Source organism: Plectonema cf. radiosum LEGE 06105 (genome assembly GCF_015207665.1).
In the GTDB taxonomy this organism is placed as follows: domain Bacteria; phylum Cyanobacteriota; class Cyanobacteriia; order Cyanobacteriales; family Nostocaceae; genus Rivularia; species Rivularia radiosa_A.
This window is the reverse complement of record NZ_JADEWL010000028.1, coordinates 28,690-49,142: the sequence shown is the minus strand read 5'-3', so window position 1 is coordinate 49,142 and position 20,453 is coordinate 28,690. Positions and strand designations below refer to the sequence as shown.

Sequence of the window (20,453 nt, the reverse complement as noted above, 5' to 3'; positions counted from 1 at the left end):
ATAATTGTTAATTAATAATTGATTCTGGAAGTTCTAAAGGAAATTGTCCTAAAAGTCCTTTACGAAAATCGTTTAAAATATGTCTGGCACTACGTTCTACATCACCTTGATATTTATGTTCGGCTAAAGCGTACAGGTATTCTTCCCCGCTGTATGGTGTTGATTCGAGGTTGTAGCGCGACAAAAAAGGATTTTCTGGTAATATATCGGCAGCGGTTTCCTGTAACTCCCCGACTAAATCGACGAATGCTGCTGCTACTTTTTGATTGTCGTAGGATGCTTCCCCAATATCGTCGCAAATCGCTAATTTTAAAGCTACTTCCTGATTGTCTAACCTCAGAGGTATAATACCAGGAGCATCTAATAATTCTAATTCTTTGGAAATTCTTACCCACCGTAGAGAACGAGTTACACCGGCACGAGCTGCACTTTGTACTATACGTCTTCCCAACAAACGATTTATCAAAGCTGATTTTCCCACATTCGGAAAACCGATAACTACAGCACGGATCGGACGAGGTAACATTCCCCGCTCTTTACGTCGTTGATTAACCGCACTTCCAGCTGATTGTGCTGCTTTAGAAACAGCAATTATGCCTTTTCCTTCTTGAGCATTAGTATAAAAGGGAATTTCATGGTGGGTTCTGAAGTAATCACTCCACAATTCCCTAGCTTCTGGCGAAATCATATCTAACCGATTGAGTATCAACAACCGAGCTTTATTTCCTATCCATTCAGAAACTTGGGGATGATGAGTGGATATGGGAATTCGAGCATCTCTTACTTCTAAGACTACATCAACTAGCTTGAGTTGTTCTTTAAGTTGTCTTTCAGCTTTAGCAATATGACCAGGATACCATTGAATTAGATTTAATTTATAGTTTTGAGTTATAGCCATTATTTTTGTTCGTTAACTAAATATAGTAATTAAATTAAATTATATAGCGTTATAATAATCTGCATCTAAATAAATAAGATAGAAATTCAACCTTTGACCTTTTACCTTTAACCTGTTTTATGGGACTGATGTAAAATAATTCGATTTCCATCAATATCATAAGCGTAAATTTCTCTACCGTGAGAAGTATTGATAATTTCACCAAAAGGTGGATGACCTAATTTTTCGAGGTGATACATTACACTTTCTAAATCATTTACTTCCAAACATAAACTCATATAACTTCGGAAAGAATCATTGAATTCGGAAGTGTGGGATAGTTTGGGTTGAAAAATGCCTAATTTCAAGCTAGAAAGTTCAAATTCCGCGTAAACATTAGGAATATAGTTAGTAGGATTTTGACTCAGAAATTTTAGATAAAAATCAACTAATTTTTCCAAATTAACAGTTGCGATCGCGACAAATGCATTAGTATATTGAAAAGACATATCAGTGTATAGGTTCAAGGTTCAAGGTTATAGCTCAAAGGTTTAAGGCAAGTTAATATTTTTTGCTCAAATTTAATTGTTTGGTTTCAACTTTTCTACTTTACAATTTTTAAGACCATAAATACAGATTTCAATTGTGTAAATCAATGACTTATATAAACGATGTTGATGATTCCAAAGAGGAGCAATTATCAGTATCAAGTTGGTGGGAGCTTAGAAAATGATGCTGGTAGTTATGTGATACGTCAAGCTGATAAAGAGTTATATCAAGCTTTAAAAGCTGGAGAGTTTTGCTACGTGCTTAACTCTCGACAAATGGGTAAGTCTTCCATGATAGTACGCACTAGTAACATATTAAGACAAGAAAGATATCAATTTACTACTATCGATCTAAGTTGTGTTAGTAGTGAACAAATTAGTCGTACTCAATGGTACAAAGGGATTATTGCTCAATTGTGGCGAGGATTTAACTTAAAAGAAAATAACTTAAAATCTTGGTGGCAGAAAGAAAAAGATTTTTCTGTACTTGAGCGCTTGAGTCATTTTATTCAAGATGTGCTATTAGTTCAATTTCCCAAAGATAAAATAATCATTTTTATTGATGAAATTGATAGTATTCTAAATCTAGATTTTCCTGTAGATGATTTATTTGCTTTAATTTGCTTTTGTTATCACCAAAGAGCCTTAAACCCGGAGTATTATCGTCTAACTTTTGCTCTGTTTGGAGTAGCTACACCCAGGGATTTAATTGCCGATAGAAACTTGACTTTATTTAATATTGGCAAGTCGATACAGTTACAGGGATTTAATTTACGAGAAGCGCAACCTTTAGTTAAAGGATTAGAAAATAAAGTAAGCAATCCCCAAGCAATTTTAAAAGAAATATTAGCTTGGACAAACGGACAACCATTCCTGACTCAAAAGCTTTGTCAAATAATCAGAAATGACGAATTTATGCTTATAAAATCAGAAAATGAAGCTAAACTTAAACTTGATAGTTTAATCAAAAGCAAAATTATTCATAACTGGAAATGCCAAGACGAACCCGAACATCTACGAACAATACAAAATAGAATTATTCAACAACCAAAAGCGGAAATATTACTCGGTATCTATCAACAAATTTTGCAAAGTTTAGCGATTGAAACAGATATTAATATCGAACAAACAGAATTATTTTTATCTGGTTTAGTTATCAAAAGAAATAATTTATTCAAAGTAAAGAACCGGATTTACGCAAAAGTCTTTAATTTAAACTGGATAGCAAAAACATTAAATCAATTAAATAAAAATAATCCCGTCATCCTATGAAATGTAGCACAAGTTGTTGACAGCAAAAAAGTATTCACCTACCCTGAGTTAGCCCAGAAGATTATCGATTCAAAAACCGCCCAGATACGTCCAATAGCAAAAAAGTTTATTATTATAGAGCGATATGAAAATATTTGTCAAGATAGGCATTTATACGACGAACTAAAAAAATCAAAAAATGGTTATTGTCAAACTTTCGATATACATTCATTCCCCTTAGCATAGCTACCATCAAAGATGTAACTCAATAAATAAAATATCATGACTAACATCAAATCTGTACCCGATTTTATCGAATCTCTGTTAGGTAACGAAGCCAAAGACTTACTTACCTACAAAGCAAAAGTTCCTCAAAATATGCTACACCTACCGGGAAGCGATTTTGTTGATAGAGTCTGGAGTCTAAGCGATAGAAACCCCCAAGTATTACGTAATCTGCAAGCAATGTACTCCACAGGAAGACTTGCTAATACAGGTTATCTATCAATTTTACCTGTAGACCAAGGTATCGAACATTCCGCAGGGGCTTCCTTTGCTCCCAACCCGATGTACTTCGATCCGGAAAATATTGTTAAACTAGCCATCGAAGCTGGTTGTAATGCTGTCGCTTCAACTTTGGGAGTTTTGGCAATAGTTTCCCGTAAATATGCTCACAAAATTCCTTTTATTGTAAAAATAAATCACAACGAATTACTGAGTGTTCCTAATAACTATGACCAAGTTATGTTTGGTGATGTAGAACAAGCTTGGAATTTAGGTGCTGCTGCTGTCGGTGCCACCATATACTTTGGTTCTGACAATTCAACTAGACAAATTCAAGAAGTAAGCAAAGCTTTTAAACGCGCTCACGAGTTGGGAATGGTAACTATATTATGGTGCTATCTGCGTAATAATGCTTTCAAACAAGATAAAGATTATCATCTCTCTGCTGATTTATCATCCCAAGCCAATCATTTGGGTGTAACCATCGAGGCTGACATTATCAAGCAAAAATTACCCGAAAATAACAACGGATACGGTGCAGTCACGAAGGCGATCGCCAAAACCTATGGTAAAACCCATGATAAAGTTTATACCGAATTAACCACAGACCATCCTATCGATTTAACTCGCTATCAAGTACTTAATTGTTACTGTGGACGTGCCGGTTTAATTAATTCCGGTGGTGCAGCGGGTGAAAACGACTTTGCAGAAGCAATACGTACCGCTATCATTAACAAACGTGCTGGTGGTACTGGGTTAATTTCCGGACGCAAGGCTTTTCAAAGGCCCTTCGCTGAAGGTGTGAAATTATTCCACGCTATTCAGGATGTTTACTTAAGTAAAGATGTGACTGTGGCTTAGTTTTTTACATTAATCCCCCCTAGTAAAGGGGGGATGCAGGAATTTAATTTTTCTAAGCATTTAATATCAAAAGTTATATAACTGAGCAATAAATCTATAAATAACCAAGGCTTGACTACTTAGCGATACAAGTAGGGAGCGAGATGCTCCAAGTAGAGAGTCTGGATTAATAGACATCTCCGAAAAAGAATGTAGAGACGCGAAATTTCGCGTCTCTACAAGGTTTCTGGATGACGCATAATTAATTTCCACCAGATGTCTAATAAAAATATTTATCGGAAAAGCAGCCAATAGGCTTAATACATCGTAAAGTTTTGTACTTGCAATCAGAGATTTTCGAGTAAAATTTATGACAAGTAACAAAACTATTTTTAATAATCAGCTTTTACACAGACTAATGAAAACTAAAAAGAAAACTGGGGCATGGTGGAAATATGTTCTTTTATTTACATTACTGTTAACATTTAGACCAGTTACATATTTTATCAGACAAGCACAAAATGGTTATCCAGTAGACCCAAATTACTTTTGGACTGAATTTTCACCATTTGGGTTATTCCAACATTGTTACAACGGTAACGGTGGCAAGGATTGGAAAATTGGTGAATGTAAAGTAACAGTTTTGAATGCAGATAAATTACGTAGTTTACCAGAATTAAGCAAGTTTGCACTCAAAGTTGTAAATAGAGACCGTAACATAAATAATTTATCATTGTTGCAAGAAGATTCCTTACTTTCTCAAACAGCACAACTTCATGCACAAGATATGCTTTTGAGAGGATATTTTAGTCATTATTCTCCCGAAGGAAAAACTCCCCGTCAGCGTTATTTAGCAGCGGGAGGTAATTCTCGCTTAGGAGTTGGAGAAAACATTGCTAAAGGCACCGTCAAAGGTTTAGCGTTAACTTATGGTCAAACAGAAAAATGGCAGCGTGGTTGGATGTACAGTGACGGACATCGTGCTAATATCCTGACTTCCCAGTACAAAAAATTTGGTTACGGTATTGCGGCTGGTGCTGATGGACGGATTTACGCAGTGCAAATGTTTGCTGATTAACAAATGAAAATATGAAGAGATTATAACCTCTATTCTGTTACCCCTCTTCATAACTGAAATTTTGTTATTGAGTTATCGGAATTTCAATTACAAATTCCGTTCCTTGTCCCAGTATTGAATTAAAAGATAATTTGCCGTTATGTTTGCCAACTATAATTTTATAAGCAATAGATAAACCCAATCCAGTTCCCTTACCAACTGGTTTGGTTGTAAAAAATGGATCGAATAATTTTGAACTTATTTCTTCTGCTATTCCACAACCATTATCAGTAATCCGAATGATTATATGCTCACGATCAGATAATTCCGTACTAATACAAATTTGAGGAATAAAAGATTGATTATTTTTATTATTTATTTTCGTTTCTAAAGCATCAATAGCATTAGAAATAATACTCATCAAAGCTTGATTTAATTGACCAGGATAACATTTAACTAATGGAAGTTGATTATATTGTTTAATAATGGTAATTTCCGGATAATTTGCTTTTGACTGCAAACTATGTTGCAGAATCATCAAAGTACTATTGATACCTTCATGAATATCTACCTGTTTAAAATCCGCTTCATCGAGACGAGAAAAATTACGCAGAGACACCACAATATTTTGAATGCGTTGGGTACCTACTTTTATTGACTGATAAATTTTAAAGATATCTTCCTTGATAAAATCAAATTCTACAGCTTGGATTAGGTTTTTAATTTCTATGGGAGGAGAAGGAAAGTATTTTTGATAAAGCTCTAAAACTTGTAATAAATTTTGAGCATATTGCTCCGCAAACCCAATATTTCCATCAATAAAAGTCACAGGATTATTAATTTCGTGAGCGACACCTCCAACTAACTGACCCAAACCAGACATTTTTTCCGTATGAATTAGCTGCATTTGAGTATCCTGAAGTTGTTTTAAAGTTTCTTGTATATGAATATTTTTATAGCTTAATTCTTGGGTTCTTTCTTCTACTCTAAGTTCCAGTTGCTGATTAGTTTTTTGTAAAGCAGCTTCAGCCATTTGACGCTGTTTTAAATACTGATTTAATAACCCTAGAACTATTAACCATGCTGGAATCAACATCACCAAACTAAAACCCGAAAAAAAACTGGTAAATAATAACTCTTTGCGATACATAATCACTTTTTCACTAACTTGTTTGGAGATAGCAAGATTGATTTTTTTAACCCCATCATTATATTTTTCTTTTTCAGCTTGATATTGATTACTGAATAACAGCGCTTGTGCTGCTTGCTTTTTTCCATTGTTTACCAAATCAAAAGATTGGTATTCCATTTTCACTAATCTTTGATTTGCTACATCAGTTTGCTTTGCATTCTCAGTCGAATATACTCTTGGTGCTAATTTAATTGATTTTTTGATCGTAATATCTAACTTTGGTTCAAATTTTCGATATCTTTTCTCCCACATCTGATTACCTGTAGCAGCATTCATACGTGCTGACATTGTTAACACTTCATCAAGATAGACAATTTCATTACTTAAGTTTTGAAGTTGCAATTCGTACACTATGATATTTTTAAATTTATTATGCGCTCGCCAAGTTAGTATAATTTGCGGAACAAATAACAATGCAGTTAGTAGTGCTGTTGCTTTGATAGTCCGGGATGGAGTCTGAGTAAGAAAACGGTAAAAATTTGCTGAATACTGGCTAATATATTGTTTATCTCTAGCCAAGCTCATAAAAAATTTAGTTATCACTTTTTTACACGGTTTTACTAGCAATTATATTTATAGATTTCCCAAAATTTTTACTCAGGTAACAACATAAGGGGAGATGGAAGTAGACAAGGGAAAAGTCATTTCTAACTCTGGTGGTTCTAACTCCTCACTGTTAACTGCTAAGGAAGTAATAATAATGGGATATTCTTAAAGAACAAAGAAGTGTGAAGTAAAGATGAAGCTGGCAGCAAGAATTAGTCAAGTATCGCCTTCTCTAACTTTGGCGATCGCCGCGAAAGCAAAAGCCATGAAGGCAGAAGGTATTGATGTTTGTAGTTTTAGCGCTGGAGAACCGGATTTTGATTCCCCAGCCCATGTTAAGGCTGCTGCACAAAAAGCGCTGGATCAAGGGAAGACAAAATATGGTCCCGCAGCTGGGGAACCCGAATTAAGAAGGGCGATCGCCAACAAGTTAAAATCGGAAAATCACCTCGATTATCAAGCAGAAAATATCATCGTGACTAACGGTGGTAAGCATTCTCTGTTTAATTTAATGCAGGCATTGATTGAACCGGGTGATGAGGTAATTATTCCCGCACCTTATTGGGTTAGCTATCCAGAAATGGTTAAGTTGGTGGGCGGGAATCCCGTAATTGTGATGACTGATCAAAAAACTGGGTATAAGATTGAGCCAGAAATTTTACGAAGTGCCATTACATCGAAGACTAAATTATTCGTGCTGAATTCACCATCCAACCCTACAGGGATGGTGTACACACCTGAAGAAATCAAAGCTTTAGCGCAAGTGATTGTAGAGAAAGATATTTTAGTTGTTTCCGACGAAATTTACGAAAAAATCCTTTACGACGGTGCAAAGCATTTGAGTATTGGTTCCTTAAACGACGAAATTTTTGCCCGCACTATTGTCAGTAACGGTTTTGCTAAAGGTTACTCAATGACAGGATGGCGTTTGGGTTATTTAGCGGCACCTGTGGAGTTAATTAAAGCCGCTACAACCGTTCAAGGTCATAGTACATCAAACGTGTGTACCTTTGCTCAATATGGCGCGATCGCAGCTTTGGAAGGTTCACAAGAATGCGTCGAGGAAATGCGTCAAGCTTTCGCAAAACGTCGCGAAGTCATGTTAGAAAGAATCAACGCGATTCCCGGATTAAAATGTTCTCAACCCGATGGAGCATTTTATTTATTTCCAGATATTAGCAAAACTGGTTTAACATCCTTGGAATTCTGCAATGCTTTATTAGAAGAGCATCAAGTAGCAGTAATTCCTGGTGTCGCTTTTGGTGCAGATAATAATATTCGTTTATCTTACGCTACCGATATGGCAACGATTGAAAAAGGTATGGATCGGTTAGAGAAATTTGTGAAATCAGTGAACAGTTAACAGTGAGCAGTTATCAGTTATTGCTGGTAACTGTTTTTTCAGCCTCGGAACATGGAGTTAAAATCAGCAGAGATTAAAATTACAAAACAGTCAAATAAGTGTCTTTCTCTTGTTATGATAAAACTCGTAATTAACGATTGCGGCTTCAATGATGTCGCATTGAGTGAGCGATTTTTTTTTGATGGGACGATCCATAGCAAACTCGACTATTTAGTTTCCAAGCATATTGCGATCGCCTCGCCACTCCATCAATTTCATAATAAACGGCATCCTAGAGAAATAGGTGGAAGAGAAATTGAAGAATTTTCACCAAGACCACATGGTTTTCAGGTTGGGAGCATCTAGATTGAAACCCCTTATGCAGTACCATCATCACCTGCAACTGAGATGTCGAAGTGCAGCACTTCTTCACGGACTCCCAACTTCGTATAGAGCGCGATCGCAGGTGCATCTCCGATGTCTGCCTGCACGAATATGACATAGGCTGCCCGCTTTGCAGCAATCTTTTTAAGTTCTTGGATTAACGCTGTGGCGATGCCTTCGCGCCGATGTGCTTCCGCAACGGCTAGATCGTAAATGTAGATTTCACTGCGCTCCTGCTCGAACTTATGAAGTTCATAGGCAGCAATTCCGCCCACTACCGAACCATTCTTTAATGCTACTAGAGCGATGAAGTAATCGCTGGCGAGTAAGCGCTCAAGGTAAGCTTTACTTGGACGAGCCGCTGTATAGGTTTCCGTCTCGTCGAATGCCTTGCCGAAGGTTGTCATCATGGCATCCATTAGCGCCAAGTCTTCAGATGTAAGCTGACGAATACTGAATGAAGGTAAAAACGACATCGTTAAGTAGTTCACCAACTATAGATAAGTTTTTGAGAATTACAGGTTTAGTTGTAAACCCTGTGATATCTTAACGTATGCAGAGTTACCGTATCCAAGATGTGGCGTGATATTGGTTTTTATTGGATTGTGCGAGCATCGCATCTAACTTGAAATTTGTAACGGATCAAATTAGATCGGCGGCGGCAAGAAGCCTTAAACTCAGCACCAGTGATTTACCACCGCATTTGTAACCTTAGCCCTCCGGTAGCCAATCTTCCGCCAATCAATTTATTTAAAAAATACATAACTCCTAACTCCGGTGGTACTAACTCCTAACCTCCAAACCCATCTCCTTCAACCCCTTACGTAACTGTTGTGCTTCAACCAGATTATTCTGTTTCTCATACAAATTAATAGCTTCTTTAAATGCCGTCAAACTATCTTTTACATAACCAGCTTTCAACAATACAACGCCCAAATTTTGATAAGCTTGAGCATATTGTGGATTTAGATCGATCGCTTTAACATAACAGCCGATAGCATCTTTTAATAAACCCATCGTTTTGAATGTCATTCCTAAATTGTAATATCCGGTAATAAAAGCGGGGTCAATTTTTAAAGTTGTTTCGTAAGCTGTTTTCGCACCGTTTAAATCTCCGATAGCTTTGAGTATATTACCGAGATTGTTGTATGCTCCTAACTTAAGTAGGGGATAAATTGGCAGTTTAATTGCAGCTTTGTAATGGGAAATAGCCTGGTGAGAATTTTTTAACCGAGTATAAGCGATGCCCAAATGATAGTACAGTTCGTACAAAATCTCATAATTTTCATCTGCAAGGGTAACTCCCTTCGATAATAACTGGATGCCTTGAGGAATTTCCCCCAAATCAATATACAATGCACCTAATTTACTACAAACATAAGCATCCGAAGGATGAGTTGCGAAAAACTCTTCCATTGCTGCTTTGGCTCTAGCAAATTTATCTTTCTTATTAATTTCGCTTTGTTGATAACCCGAATGTAGAATTGCTATACCTGGTATATAACCTATCTGCCAATGGGGTTCTTTAAGTATAATTTCGGAAACACTGTCATCAACTAAAGCGTGATAGGGACGAGAAAAATGAATATTGGGATGATTGCGAAACAACCTAGAAACCATAGAGTAAGGAGATTGCACCGCACCAATTTCGTCACGTACCAAGTTAATTAGCAGATATTCCTCTCTTTGTATCGCTTCTCGCAACTGCGGAATAATTTCCGGTGCTAAAGTTTCATCAGCATCTAAAACCAAAACCCAATCACCAGTAACATATTTTAAAGCTTGATTACGAGCAGCGCTAAAGTCATTACACCATTCAAAATGATGTACCTTAGCACCAAATCCTTGGGCAATATTTATAGTTTTATCAGTTGAACCAGTATCTAATATAACTATTTCATTGACAAACTTTTTGGCACTACTCAAACACTTTGATAGCGTTGATTCTTCGTTCTTGACAATTGTACACAGGCTGATTTTCATAAATAACAGATATTTTTGAGACTTTTTGCGAATAATTGTTTATTCTTTGGTAGTTAGCGATTAATATATATTATTTATTTTAAATTAGCTTGTGCTGGGTACTACAGAGTATATTGAACTGACATATAATTAAAGCTTATTCTGGTATTTGGGCGATGAAATTTTCCGCAGTACCGATGATTTTAGCGAACTTATCTTTTAAAAGGTTAATTAACCACAGAGACGCTGAGACCGTGAAGAAAGAGAAGAAGAGGAATTAAAGTGGGGCAGTCTTTTAATTCATATCTTGCACCATAGCCCTCTTCTGTCACTTTCCGATTATTATTATTAAAGGAATAAAAATAAAAAACTCTACAAGTAAGGTATAGCAATGGATGTAGAGCTACAAATTATTAAACATTTGGCGAGAGACGCGCATTCAACCGTGTGCGTAATAGATGAATATTGTGATGAGTATAAAGACTTATTTAAAGAAGTAAGAAATTATGAATGTTTTAAATATTTACCTGACGGAATAATATCTCCAATTAAGAGAAAGTCATTGCCTGAAATAGCGGGCATTTGTTGGAATTAATTCAGCACAGTCGCTACATCATTTTATTGCTAATTCACCTTGGTCAGTTAATAAATTAAAAGAGAAAAGATTAGCTAAAATTAATAAAGCATTAAATGGAAATGCAATTACTGTAGTAATTGATGAAACGGGAGATAGAAAAAAAGGTAAAAAAACAGATTATGTCGCGAGACAATACTTAGGCAGTGTAGGCAAAATAGACAATGGAATAGTTTCAGCTTTCTGCTTATGGAATTTATTCTAATATAACTTTTCCACTAATTACTAAAATATTTAAACCAAAAGGTACTTTAAAAGAAGATGATAAATACAAAACAAAAATAGAGTTGGCTTCTGAAATTATTACAGAGTTGATTGCTCACGGTTTTAAAATTGAACTAGTATTGGCGGATAGTTTATATGGTGAAGCTAGCCAATTTATTAGAACTTTAGAAAAATATAAATTACTCTATGTCGTCGCAATTTCGTTGTAATCATGGAGTCTGGATGTCTTCTGAACAAAGGATTAGAGCTAACAAGTGGTGTAAATTTAAAAGAACATTTAGCAACAATCAATCTGAAACTAGATATATAAGAGAAATCATTTATGGCAAGAGAAAAGCAGTAACTTACTGGGAAATTACTACTGACCCAGAAACTTTACCTGAAAATACAACCTCATTTGTAATGACTAATATTGCAGGTAAAATCAAAAAAAATTTGGGTAACCTTTATGGATTAAGAACATGGGTAGAATACGGATTTCGACAATGCAAGCAAGAATTGGGTTGGACAGATTACCGCTTCACTAATTTTAAAGATATTGAAAAGTGGTGAGCCAGCGCGTTGCGGGGGAACACAGCCGTTGTAGCGACTGGCGAACCCGAAGGGTGGGAGATAATTTTTTGCGTTTACACCATGATTAGTTTAAAATCTCAAGCTTTTTTATTCTTAAATCAAAAAGATACAACCAAAAATCAAACTATCAACCATTCTACTGATTTTTCTCACCACCAACAGTGGAATTCTGAAGGTGGATGGAAAAATACTTTAAATAATCTTCGTTTAATTATTCAACCTACCCTACTCCTGTGGTTAATTTATCCTTGGCTAGATATTTTTCCAAATTCTAATTTGTTGCTTGGATTTAACCATTTAATTGCTGCAATCAATCAATGTAAACCATTTTATTCTTCTGGATAAACTGGCTTATTTATTATTACTTTAATCCGGAGAGTGACAGAAAAGGGATAGAAAGCTATCGTCAAAATAATTACTAATTGTTTGACTTCGTTTTTACCCGCCTGGGACTGCAAGTCCCAGTCTGATACCAGAAGTCCATTAAAATTGACTAAAAATATTACAGCTTTACGTTAGTTATATTTTTATTTATATTTTTTATCATGTAGTTAATTATGCCTAAAGTACAAGATATAAGTTAACCCACATTCTACACCCTAGGTGTCACAAAGCTTTCAATCTCGGTGGAGGGATTAGTTTGAATTGCAATAAGAGTAAGGCGATCGCGTCATCCCAAATACATAGATTTCAATCCCTAATAGGGATTAGTTTGAATTGCAATAGGCAAACTACGCTAAGTCGGAAGTTTCTCGCAGTTTCAATCCCTAATAGGGATTAGTTTGAATTGCAATCAAAAGGAATATTGATGTATTCTTCAAAGTAAGGATGGTTTCAATCCCTAATAGGGATTAGTTTGAATTGCAATCCTGATGAACGGGGTAATAAGTGGAAAGTAAGCGTTTCAATCCCTAATAGGGATTAGTTTGAATTGCAATCAAAAGGAATATTGATGTATTCTTCAAAGTAAGGATGGTTTCAATCCCTAATAGGGATTAGTTTGAATTGCAATCCTGATGAACGGGGTAATAAGTGGAAAGTAAGCGTTTCAATCCCTAATAGGGATTAGTTTGAATTGCAATATGCAGACATTATCAATTTACCGTCTGTGATTCTCGTTTCAATCCCTAATAGGGATTAGTTTGAATTGCAATTTCAAAAATTTGATAGGTAGTGGTGGATTATTCAGTTTCAATCCCTAATAGGGATTAGTTTGAATTGCAATTACACGGCTCAAACAAAAGCTTGTGAAACCGGTTTCAATGTTTCAATCCCTAATAGGGATTAGTTTGAATTGCAATAAAAACAGGAGCAACGTTATCGATATAAAGTTGAGTTTCAATCCCTAATAGGGATTAGTTTGAATTGCAATGAAAAAAGTTAACCACTGGTACAGCTTAAAATCGTTTCAATCCCTAATAGGGATTAGTTTGAATTGCAATATAAACAAATGTCTGAATTAATTTTAAGAGAGTTTGTTTCAATCCCTAATAGGGATTAGTTTGAATTGCAATTATATTTTATCCAATCAGGTAATTTTTCTATTGCGGGGTTTCAATCCCTAATAGGGATTAGTTTGAATTGCAATTAATCGTCGCTGATTACTTGGCTAAAATCGACGAGTTTCAATCCCTAATAGGGATTAGTTTGAATTGCAATGCGACCAAAAAAGCTTGCTAGTGATTAGATGCATTGGTTTCAATCCCTAATAGGGATTAGTTTGAATTGCAATCAGTGGATTAACTTGTGGGCGGTCACTGATAAAGGGTTTCAATCCCTAATAGGGATTAGTTTGAATTGCAATGATTAATCGGTGGAATACTTCCTGTAGATATGTTGGTTTCAATCCCTAATAGGGATTAGTTTGAATTGCAATTAACAATACTTTTAGCAATAGATATTTGTTTCTCGTTTCAATCCCTAATAGGGATTAGTTTGAATTGCAATCGAAGATATCCTCAAGCAACTCAAAGAACGTGATAGTTTCAATCCCTAATAGGGATTAGTTTGAATTGCAATAAGCAAACGTCCGATTTTAATTTTTTTCGGTTTGGTTTCAATCCCTAATAGGGATTAGTTTGAATTGCAATAATCTTGATTATGTCCTGATACTTTCAACTTTACAGGTTTCAATCCCTAATAGGGATTAGTTTGAATTGCAATCATATACGTTTCAAGCTTAAGTTAAGGAAAGGTTGTTTCAATCCCTAATAGGGATTAGTTTGAATTGCAATTATAAATCAGGGGTATCTAAGTGATTATGATTTAGTTTCAATCCCTAATAGGGATTAGTTTGAATTGCAATAAATCGTAAGTTAGTTTTTCAAAGCGTCCATCTTGGTTTCAATCCCTAATAGGGATTAGTTTGAATTGCAATTTTTGGAGTACATTAGTCAAGAATTAAAGTTAACTAACGTTTCAATCCCTAATAGGGATTAGTTTGAATTGCAATTAGTAGACTCGTCAGCGGTACTGCAAGTATAAGTAGTTTCAATCCCTAATAGGGATTAGTTTGAATTGCAATTCTTTAGGAGGAGGTATCCTCCCACACGCAAATGGTTTCAATCCCTAATAGGGATTAGTTTGAATTGCAATAATTATTTTCGGTTCACTGTAAAGCTACATCTTCATGGTTTCAATCCCTAATAGGGATTAGTTTGAATTGCAATTCACCATTACACAATTTTCGATATCGTTCCAAGAGTTTCAATCCCTAATAGGGATTAGTTTGAATTGCAATATGACCTTTATACTCGGTAAAGTTAGCGGGTATTTTGTTTCAATCCCTAATAGGGATTAGTTTGAATTGCAATTTACCTTGGGCAACTTTGGCGGCTAAACCAGATTGTTTCAATCCCTAATAGGGATTAGTTTGAATTGCAATGACCTAGATGTGAAAGCCTTACTATATTTAGTTTTCAAGGTGCAAAAGTGCGAATCTTTAATAATATAGTGTTTCAACCACTGACCTGTCAAGGAGCAGATTGAATTAAATCGCTCAAAACCAATTACAGAAAGACTTTCAGCCACGGTGCGGAACTCCCAACTCATAAAAAACCCTCAAATACTTACCCAGCAAGCAATTCCAGCCCAAAAATCACTCATCTTTTTTCTACACCCCCAGGTTCGCACCCAAACCATCAAAAATCAAACAAAAAATATAGTATCGTCTCGTGGTATTTCACCACCTATACGTTCTACTTTACCTTGACAGCAGGCACAAAGGAAGTAAAAACGCACACTATCTTCATCTGGTTTAATCAATTTATAAAGACGCGATCGCAATTTTGCATACTGAGTATCGGTTAAATCGCACTCAAACACCGAATACTGCATCCACTGTCCATAGGATTTGAGAATCTGATGAATCTTAGTACGACGCTTATCTTCGGGAATATCGTAAGAAACAACTACAAACATAATTGAAACAAGGGCAAAAAGGGAAAAAAGTTATAGCGATTAGCTATTAAATAACAGCCAACCGCTAACAGCCTCAACAGCTAATTACTTCATAACCAAAGGAGGATATTTATCAATTTCTCCCATCAAATACTTACCCAATAAACGAGCTTGTATTTCAAAGCTTTCTTGGTAAGTTTTTTGAATTCCCAAAACAGGATGCTTGAATTTTGTAAGTTTTTTCTCCTGATACAATTTGAGAAAACTGTGTAAACCTTCTTTAGTCAGTGAAACCGCATTACTCGCAGGTTCAGTAATAAAATCTGAAGGTTTTAAAATCTTTTTATTAATTGCATAGAGAACAACAGCATCAACAATTAAAGGACGAAATTCTTCCATTAAATCTAAAGCTAAAGATGGTCTACCATAACGTTCGGTGTGTAAATATCCCAAATATGGATCAAAACCAACTATATTTAAAGCCCCTTGAATATCATGACGTAATAATGAATATCCCAAGCTTAAAAGAGAATTAACAGAGTCAACAGGTGGACGACGATTACGAGTTTTAAAGCTGAAGTTATCATTCCTGATTAATTGATTGAAACAACCAAAATAAGCCGCACTCCCAGCACCTTCATAACCGCGAATCGAATCAATATTTTTACCATGTTCCAAAGATGCGATCGCGTTTCCTAATTCGATTAATTTTTGACTGATATCAACATCAGAATAACTGCGTTGAACCTTTAATAAAGCATAACGATAATTCTTGAGTTTCCCTCTCACAAAACCTTTCGTTACATGAATTGATTGAATTGACTCCCCAGCAGCTTTCCATTGAGCATTACGCAAAAATATATTCTTACTCATTTCCGGTTCCAAACGAGCTATATATTTACCATTTTGAGTTAAAAAAGTTAACGGAATTTTATGATTAATTAATTCCGAAATAGCCATCGGCGAAATAGTTGCTCTTCCCATAATAACCACACCATCAACTTTAATCAAAGGCACATCTAAAATTGATTTTTTATCAAATTTGACATTCAATCTTTCATCAACTTTAGCGATAAAAGCATCTTCTTGTGTAACATAAATAGTACCCATTTAATTCCTCCAAAAATTAACTAATAAAAACCTCTGTGAAACTCCGCGTTAACTTTGCGAGCCTCCGCGTTCAAATATTAAAAAAAAGTTTAAAACATCCTCTTAATCAACCTCACAATATTTCCTCATTTTCTCCACAACTTTTGGTAAACATTGCTCATACAAGCTACAACCTTTACAGCGCTGACTATAAACAGCTTGCGGCATTTTTCCAGTTTCCAATAACCTTGTAACATCTTGAATTGTCTCAATAGTACGCTGACGTAATTCATCGTTAATTTCTATTAATTGTCGTTGATGAGTTTGAGCATAATAAACATACCCAACATTAACAACTTTTCCCGTCATTTCTTCCAAACATAAAGCTTGAGCGCAAACTTGTAATTCATCATTATCCCATTCACCTTTTTTCCCTCGTTTATATTCCACTGGATACCATTCGCCATTTTCCAATTCAATTAAATCTGATTTACCGATTAATTTGTATTGCTCTGACTTCAACCAAATAGCGCGAACTTGCCAAGTTTCTTCCCTATTCCCATCACTAACAGTGTGAACTCTTTCATGTAAACTAGTCCCCTCGATTGTGTATTGATTCTCGGTAAAATCTCCCAAACAATGCATTCTCCAACACCGATGAGAACAATAAGAATATTGATTTAAAGAAGCGATTGTAATGTAATCTGTGTTGTTCATGATTTTAATTAATGTTGATAAAAATGATTTTTTGGTAAACGAATCCTATCCGGAAATCAATTTCCGGACTAATACAGAACCAACTTACGCGATTGTCACAATTGCTCTATGGTGTGTGATGCTACAAGTCTTATTGCTACGTTCAAATTATCTCGTAGCGTCACATACCCTACAATTAAAAATATGCCAATTGCGCTTTATTACAGTCCACCTGCATGGACTTAATTAAACCCGTGCAGACGGGTTTCGTTTGTGTAGCTGCGGTTTTAACCGCCGGACTTTTCTCTTCTTCCGAACTTATCTAAACAATCTTGAAACCACTTCAAACATCCTCTTAAACTAACTCCTAACTCTTCTCCCCATCCCCATTCCCATAGTAGTTTTTCTACCAATTCCTGCAAATAAAGCAAAGTCAGCTAAAGCATTAATTTGCTTAATTTGAACTGTTTCAATATCCCCCATAATCCGATAACTAACTTCACCAACAATGCCAATAAATTTGCTGCGAGAATCGGGAACTATTTCCGTATGAATGTGAATAAAACTAGGAAAAATTGCATCAAAATTTAAATTTTCAAATTCAATTCCGCTGTATTTATTCCACCGAGAAACTAGAGAATTAAAAACAGATTCCCTAGTAGGAAGCGTGTTATCGTATTTACCTTGACGGAAAGCTGTAGGAGTCGCAAAATTGATCGAAATAACTCGCTCCGAATCACTCGCTTGGTCGTATAATTGGGCATAAGTACAAGCATTAGCCCAAGGTTGAGTAGATTGGGGAGTACCTTGAATGCTGGTAATATATAAATCAGCAGAACCCAAATGCCAAGGATGTTCTGGGTTAAGATTTAACCACAGTTGCGTCAATTTACCAAACAGCGCATCATCGAGTAGAGAAATTCTCCACCAACAAGATGTACCTGTGGGAATTGCTTCTTGATGTTGGGATTGTAATTGATATCCTCTTTTACTTCCGTTTTGAATCGGAAGATTTTTTTTCGCGATTTGTAGAGGGGAGAGTGTGAAAGCTTTATCGGCTTGAGAGTCGTGTAAGTAGGTTCCTAATTCTTGATCAACGTAACTTACAAGAGTGAGGAATAAAGCGTGTAGATGTCTCCCGGTGAGGAATTGCGGGTAGATAGGGGATTTTGGTGTCAGGTTGAGGATTAGACTGTGGGGCATATTCAATTTTGGATTTTAAATTTTGGATTTTGGATTTGGCATCTGTAGAGACGTTGCACTGCAACGTCTCAAAATCTAAATTAATACCGATATTCGATCTAGAATACATTAAATACTGCAACGTCTCAAAATCTAAATTCTCATCTAGATTCAGCAACGGTAATAATGTAGAGACGTGATACATCACGTCTTCATCATATAGTCTACATATTATTTTCAACCACGAAAACGGTACAACATATTCACAGGTAATCTAACATCTTTAACATCTTTAACATCATGAAAGTAGTAGTATTGTCCCCGCATTTGCACATTTTGAATTAAGCTGACAGGAGGCATATTAATTACATCGTAACTGATGACTTGATTGGTAAACATGACATCTAAAGGATTTAATGGGTGATTACAGATAAATAAATCAGTCTTCGTTTTTGGTTGTGGTAATTCTTCCATCGTCACCTCAGCTTTACTCATCCACTTACCCAAACGAATCCATTTTGCTAATTTAATTTCCTTTTGAGAAATAATAAAAAACTCAAACTGACTCTCAGGTGCAATTTCTTTTGCTCTGCCAAAACTCGGAATATTTTTTTGGGTTTTCTCCATTTCAACATGATAGTTATTGTTTGCATATTTCCAGGTATTAAGAACAGATGTGTGCTTAACTGAATGTGCTGGAGTAACGTAAATTCCTTGTTGATTTAGTGGTGTTAAATGCTCCTCGTATCTGGGAACTTGCTCAGGGCAAAAATAGCGATAGGAATGTTCTTCGGGGACATTGGTTGCATATTTTTCGCTATCTATTAATCCCAGTGCGTAGCAGAGTGCGTAATTGTGGATTATGGGTTCAGTTTCGTAGAGTCTACCGATTTCGCGGGTGGCAAAATAAATGCTATCGTGTAACTCTAATTCGCAACGGTAAATTATCGTCATCGGATTTTAGATTTTAGATTTTGGATTTATCCACAGGATAAATCCGGGGTATTATACTAGCAAGGAACTATCAGTGATGGTTATGATTTCGCTGCTATTTTTTCTTCTTTGTCTTTATTCTTATCTTTGTCTTTACCTTTGATGTGAACTTTCGCATAAGCTTTAGCTTCATCATCAGCTTTTTTCAGCATTTTTTTGAGTTCTTCTTCATTTGCAGTAATTGCTTTTACTTCTTTTAACAATGCAGCAAATTTTTCACCCACAAAATCTTTATGAACAATAAATTCTTCTTCCATTAATGTTGAAATAGAAGTATTTGCTGCTGCAAATACCTCATCTTCATTTAATGGATCGGGTGAATGTAGGGTATTATTATTCTTCATATAGTCATAAATTGCCTGAGTCCAACGTAAGTTACTAACTATTTCTCCATCGGCAAAGATTACCCCAATTAATTCATTTCTTACCCTTCCAGTGCGGGTAGTTTGCGCTCCATAATGACGAGTTCGCAAGATATTATTAAACACATATAAAAAGCTTGCTTCTGTGGGGTCTTTTAATGTGACAATACTAGGGAAGAAAACTTGCGGTCTGATATGGTCTTGCTGATTAATTCTACTCGTAATTTCTCCAGGTTTAGAACCATTTTCACCCTTAGATGCCATTGTACCATTTTCAAAAGGTGCATTAAGGGTAAATGTTTCGTGGGATTCATCGAAGGATTTAATTGAAAATGCAGTGTCAACAATTACTTTGGATTTTTCTGAACCTGAATCACCAATTGCAAATCCATAGATAATGCAATCGGGGTTATTCATCGCAAATTTGACATTATATTCACATTCGTCAGCAGTCATTAAGCCATAATTACGCAGCAATTCCCTACCAACTAAACGCTCTGGTGTAGATTGCTTGCGTTTGAACATTGAAAGTCTACTTATTGTTGTTTTATCTACAATCCCTGCTCTCACCCGTGCTTTATTCAGTTCACTATCAGTTTGAAATAAGGGATAGGATTCTGTAACTCGAACTGTCAAAAAATGAACATATTTACCCATTGGTTTGTAGGGAATTTCAGTATGGAAAAACTTTCCGTCAACGGTTTTTAAAAATGACATGGCTTGTCTCCTGAAATAATTGATAAAAAGCTTGAATTTGTAGTAGGTTGGGTATAGCAAAGCGGAACCCAACATTCATG

The 20,453-nt window shown here is 35.7% G+C and carries 15 protein-coding genes, 1 pseudogene and 1 CRISPR repeat array; of the genes and pseudogenes, 5 read left to right on the top strand and 11 right to left on the bottom strand.

The genetic code is table 11. From position 1 onward, the window contains the following. Positions 1-7: 7 nt before the first annotated feature. Both ylqF and IQ247_RS11400 read right to left on the bottom strand, forming a co-directional pair. Positions 8-898: a ribosome biogenesis GTPase YlqF gene (gene ylqF, locus IQ247_RS11405; RefSeq protein ID WP_193919983.1), complete on the bottom strand. Its 891-nt coding sequence runs from the start codon at positions 896-898 to the stop codon at positions 8-10. A 107-nt stretch (positions 899-1,005) separates the two neighbouring features. Then, a complete protein-coding gene (locus IQ247_RS11400) occupies positions 1,006-1,386 on the bottom strand; it encodes a VOC family protein (protein ID WP_193919981.1) in 381 nt (126 codons plus the stop codon). 168 nt (positions 1,387-1,554) lie between these two features. Between IQ247_RS11400 and IQ247_RS11395 the strand changes: the two genes are divergently transcribed. From IQ247_RS11395 to IQ247_RS11385, 3 genes are all read left to right on the top strand, one after another. Further along, complete coding sequence (locus IQ247_RS11395; RefSeq protein ID WP_193920000.1) at positions 1,555-2,697, top strand: AAA-like domain-containing protein; 1,143 nt, start codon at positions 1,555-1,557, stop codon at positions 2,695-2,697. Positions 2,698-2,958: 261 nt separating this feature from the next. Beyond that, positions 2,959-4,041, top strand: a complete 1,083-nt coding sequence (locus IQ247_RS11390) for a class I fructose-bisphosphate aldolase (protein WP_193919979.1) — start codon at positions 2,959-2,961, stop codon at positions 4,039-4,041. 349 nt (positions 4,042-4,390) lie between these two features. Further along, positions 4,391-5,098, top strand: coding sequence for a CAP domain-containing protein (locus tag IQ247_RS11385; protein WP_228059654.1), 708 nt, complete (start codon positions 4,391-4,393; stop codon positions 5,096-5,098). 64 nt (positions 5,099-5,162) lie between these two features. Here the strand turns inward: IQ247_RS11385 and IQ247_RS11380 are convergent, their stop codons facing one another. Further along, a complete protein-coding gene (locus tag IQ247_RS11380; protein ID WP_193919977.1) occupies positions 5,163-6,794 on the bottom strand; it encodes a sensor histidine kinase in 1,632 nt (543 codons plus the stop codon). 214 nt (positions 6,795-7,008) lie between these two features. Here IQ247_RS11380 and IQ247_RS11375 point away from each other — a divergent pair, with 214 nt between their 5' ends. Next, entirely contained in the window at positions 7,009-8,178 is a 1,170-nt protein-coding gene (locus IQ247_RS11375; protein ID WP_193919975.1) for a pyridoxal phosphate-dependent aminotransferase, read from the top strand. Between the two features lie 356 nt (positions 8,179-8,534). Here IQ247_RS11375 and IQ247_RS11365 read toward each other — a convergent pair whose 3' ends face one another. Both IQ247_RS11365 and IQ247_RS11360 read right to left on the bottom strand, forming a co-directional pair. Beyond that, positions 8,535-9,017 (bottom strand): AAC(3)-I family aminoglycoside N-acetyltransferase, encoded by a 483-nt coding sequence (locus IQ247_RS11365; RefSeq protein ID WP_193919971.1) that lies wholly within the window; start codon positions 9,015-9,017, stop codon positions 8,535-8,537. Between the two features lie 307 nt (positions 9,018-9,324). Next, positions 9,325-10,524, bottom strand: coding sequence for a glycosyltransferase (locus tag IQ247_RS11360; RefSeq protein ID WP_193919969.1), 1,200 nt, complete (start codon positions 10,522-10,524; stop codon positions 9,325-9,327). Between the two features lie 370 nt (positions 10,525-10,894). On the opposite strand from IQ247_RS11360, the pseudogene IQ247_RS11355 reads away from it, so the two are divergent. Then, positions 10,895-12,280 (top strand): annotated as a pseudogene (locus tag IQ247_RS11355) (IS701 family transposase). 342 nt (positions 12,281-12,622) lie between these two features. Then, a CRISPR array of direct repeats spans positions 12,623-14,819; the repeat unit is 37 nt; unit sequence GTTTCAATCCCTAATAGGGATTAGTTTGAATTGCAAT. 263 nt (positions 14,820-15,082) lie between these two features. Here the strand turns inward: IQ247_RS11355 and cas2 are convergent. From cas2 to cas7d, 6 genes are all read right to left on the bottom strand, one after another. Beyond that, positions 15,083-15,355 (bottom strand): CRISPR-associated endonuclease Cas2, encoded by a 273-nt coding sequence (cas2, locus tag IQ247_RS11350; RefSeq protein ID WP_193919967.1) that lies wholly within the window; start codon positions 15,353-15,355, stop codon positions 15,083-15,085. Positions 15,356-15,439: 84 nt separating this feature from the next. Further along, the gene (gene cas1d, locus IQ247_RS11345; RefSeq protein ID WP_193919957.1) at positions 15,440-16,444 is read right to left on the bottom strand and encodes a type I-D CRISPR-associated endonuclease Cas1d; all 1,005 of its coding nucleotides are present in this window, start codon (positions 16,442-16,444) and stop codon (positions 15,440-15,442) included. A gap of 102 nt (positions 16,445-16,546) precedes the next feature. After that, positions 16,547-17,140: a CRISPR-associated protein Cas4 gene (gene cas4, locus IQ247_RS11340; protein WP_193919955.1), complete on the bottom strand. Its 594-nt coding sequence runs from the start codon at positions 17,138-17,140 to the stop codon at positions 16,547-16,549. A gap of 339 nt (positions 17,141-17,479) precedes the next feature. Continuing rightward, on the bottom strand, positions 17,480-18,322 hold the full coding sequence (gene cas6, locus IQ247_RS11335) for a CRISPR-associated endoribonuclease Cas6 (protein WP_193919953.1): 843 nt from the start codon (positions 18,320-18,322) through the stop codon (positions 17,480-17,482). 216 nt (positions 18,323-18,538) lie between these two features. Then, positions 18,539-19,255 (bottom strand): type I-D CRISPR-associated protein Cas5/Csc1, encoded by a 717-nt coding sequence (cas5d, locus tag IQ247_RS11330; RefSeq protein WP_193919951.1) that lies wholly within the window; start codon positions 19,253-19,255, stop codon positions 18,539-18,541. Between the two features lie 80 nt (positions 19,256-19,335). Further along, a complete protein-coding gene (cas7d, locus tag IQ247_RS11325) occupies positions 19,336-20,373 on the bottom strand; it encodes a type I-D CRISPR-associated protein Cas7/Csc2 (protein ID WP_193919949.1) in 1,038 nt (345 codons plus the stop codon). Positions 20,374-20,453 lie beyond the last annotated feature (80 nt).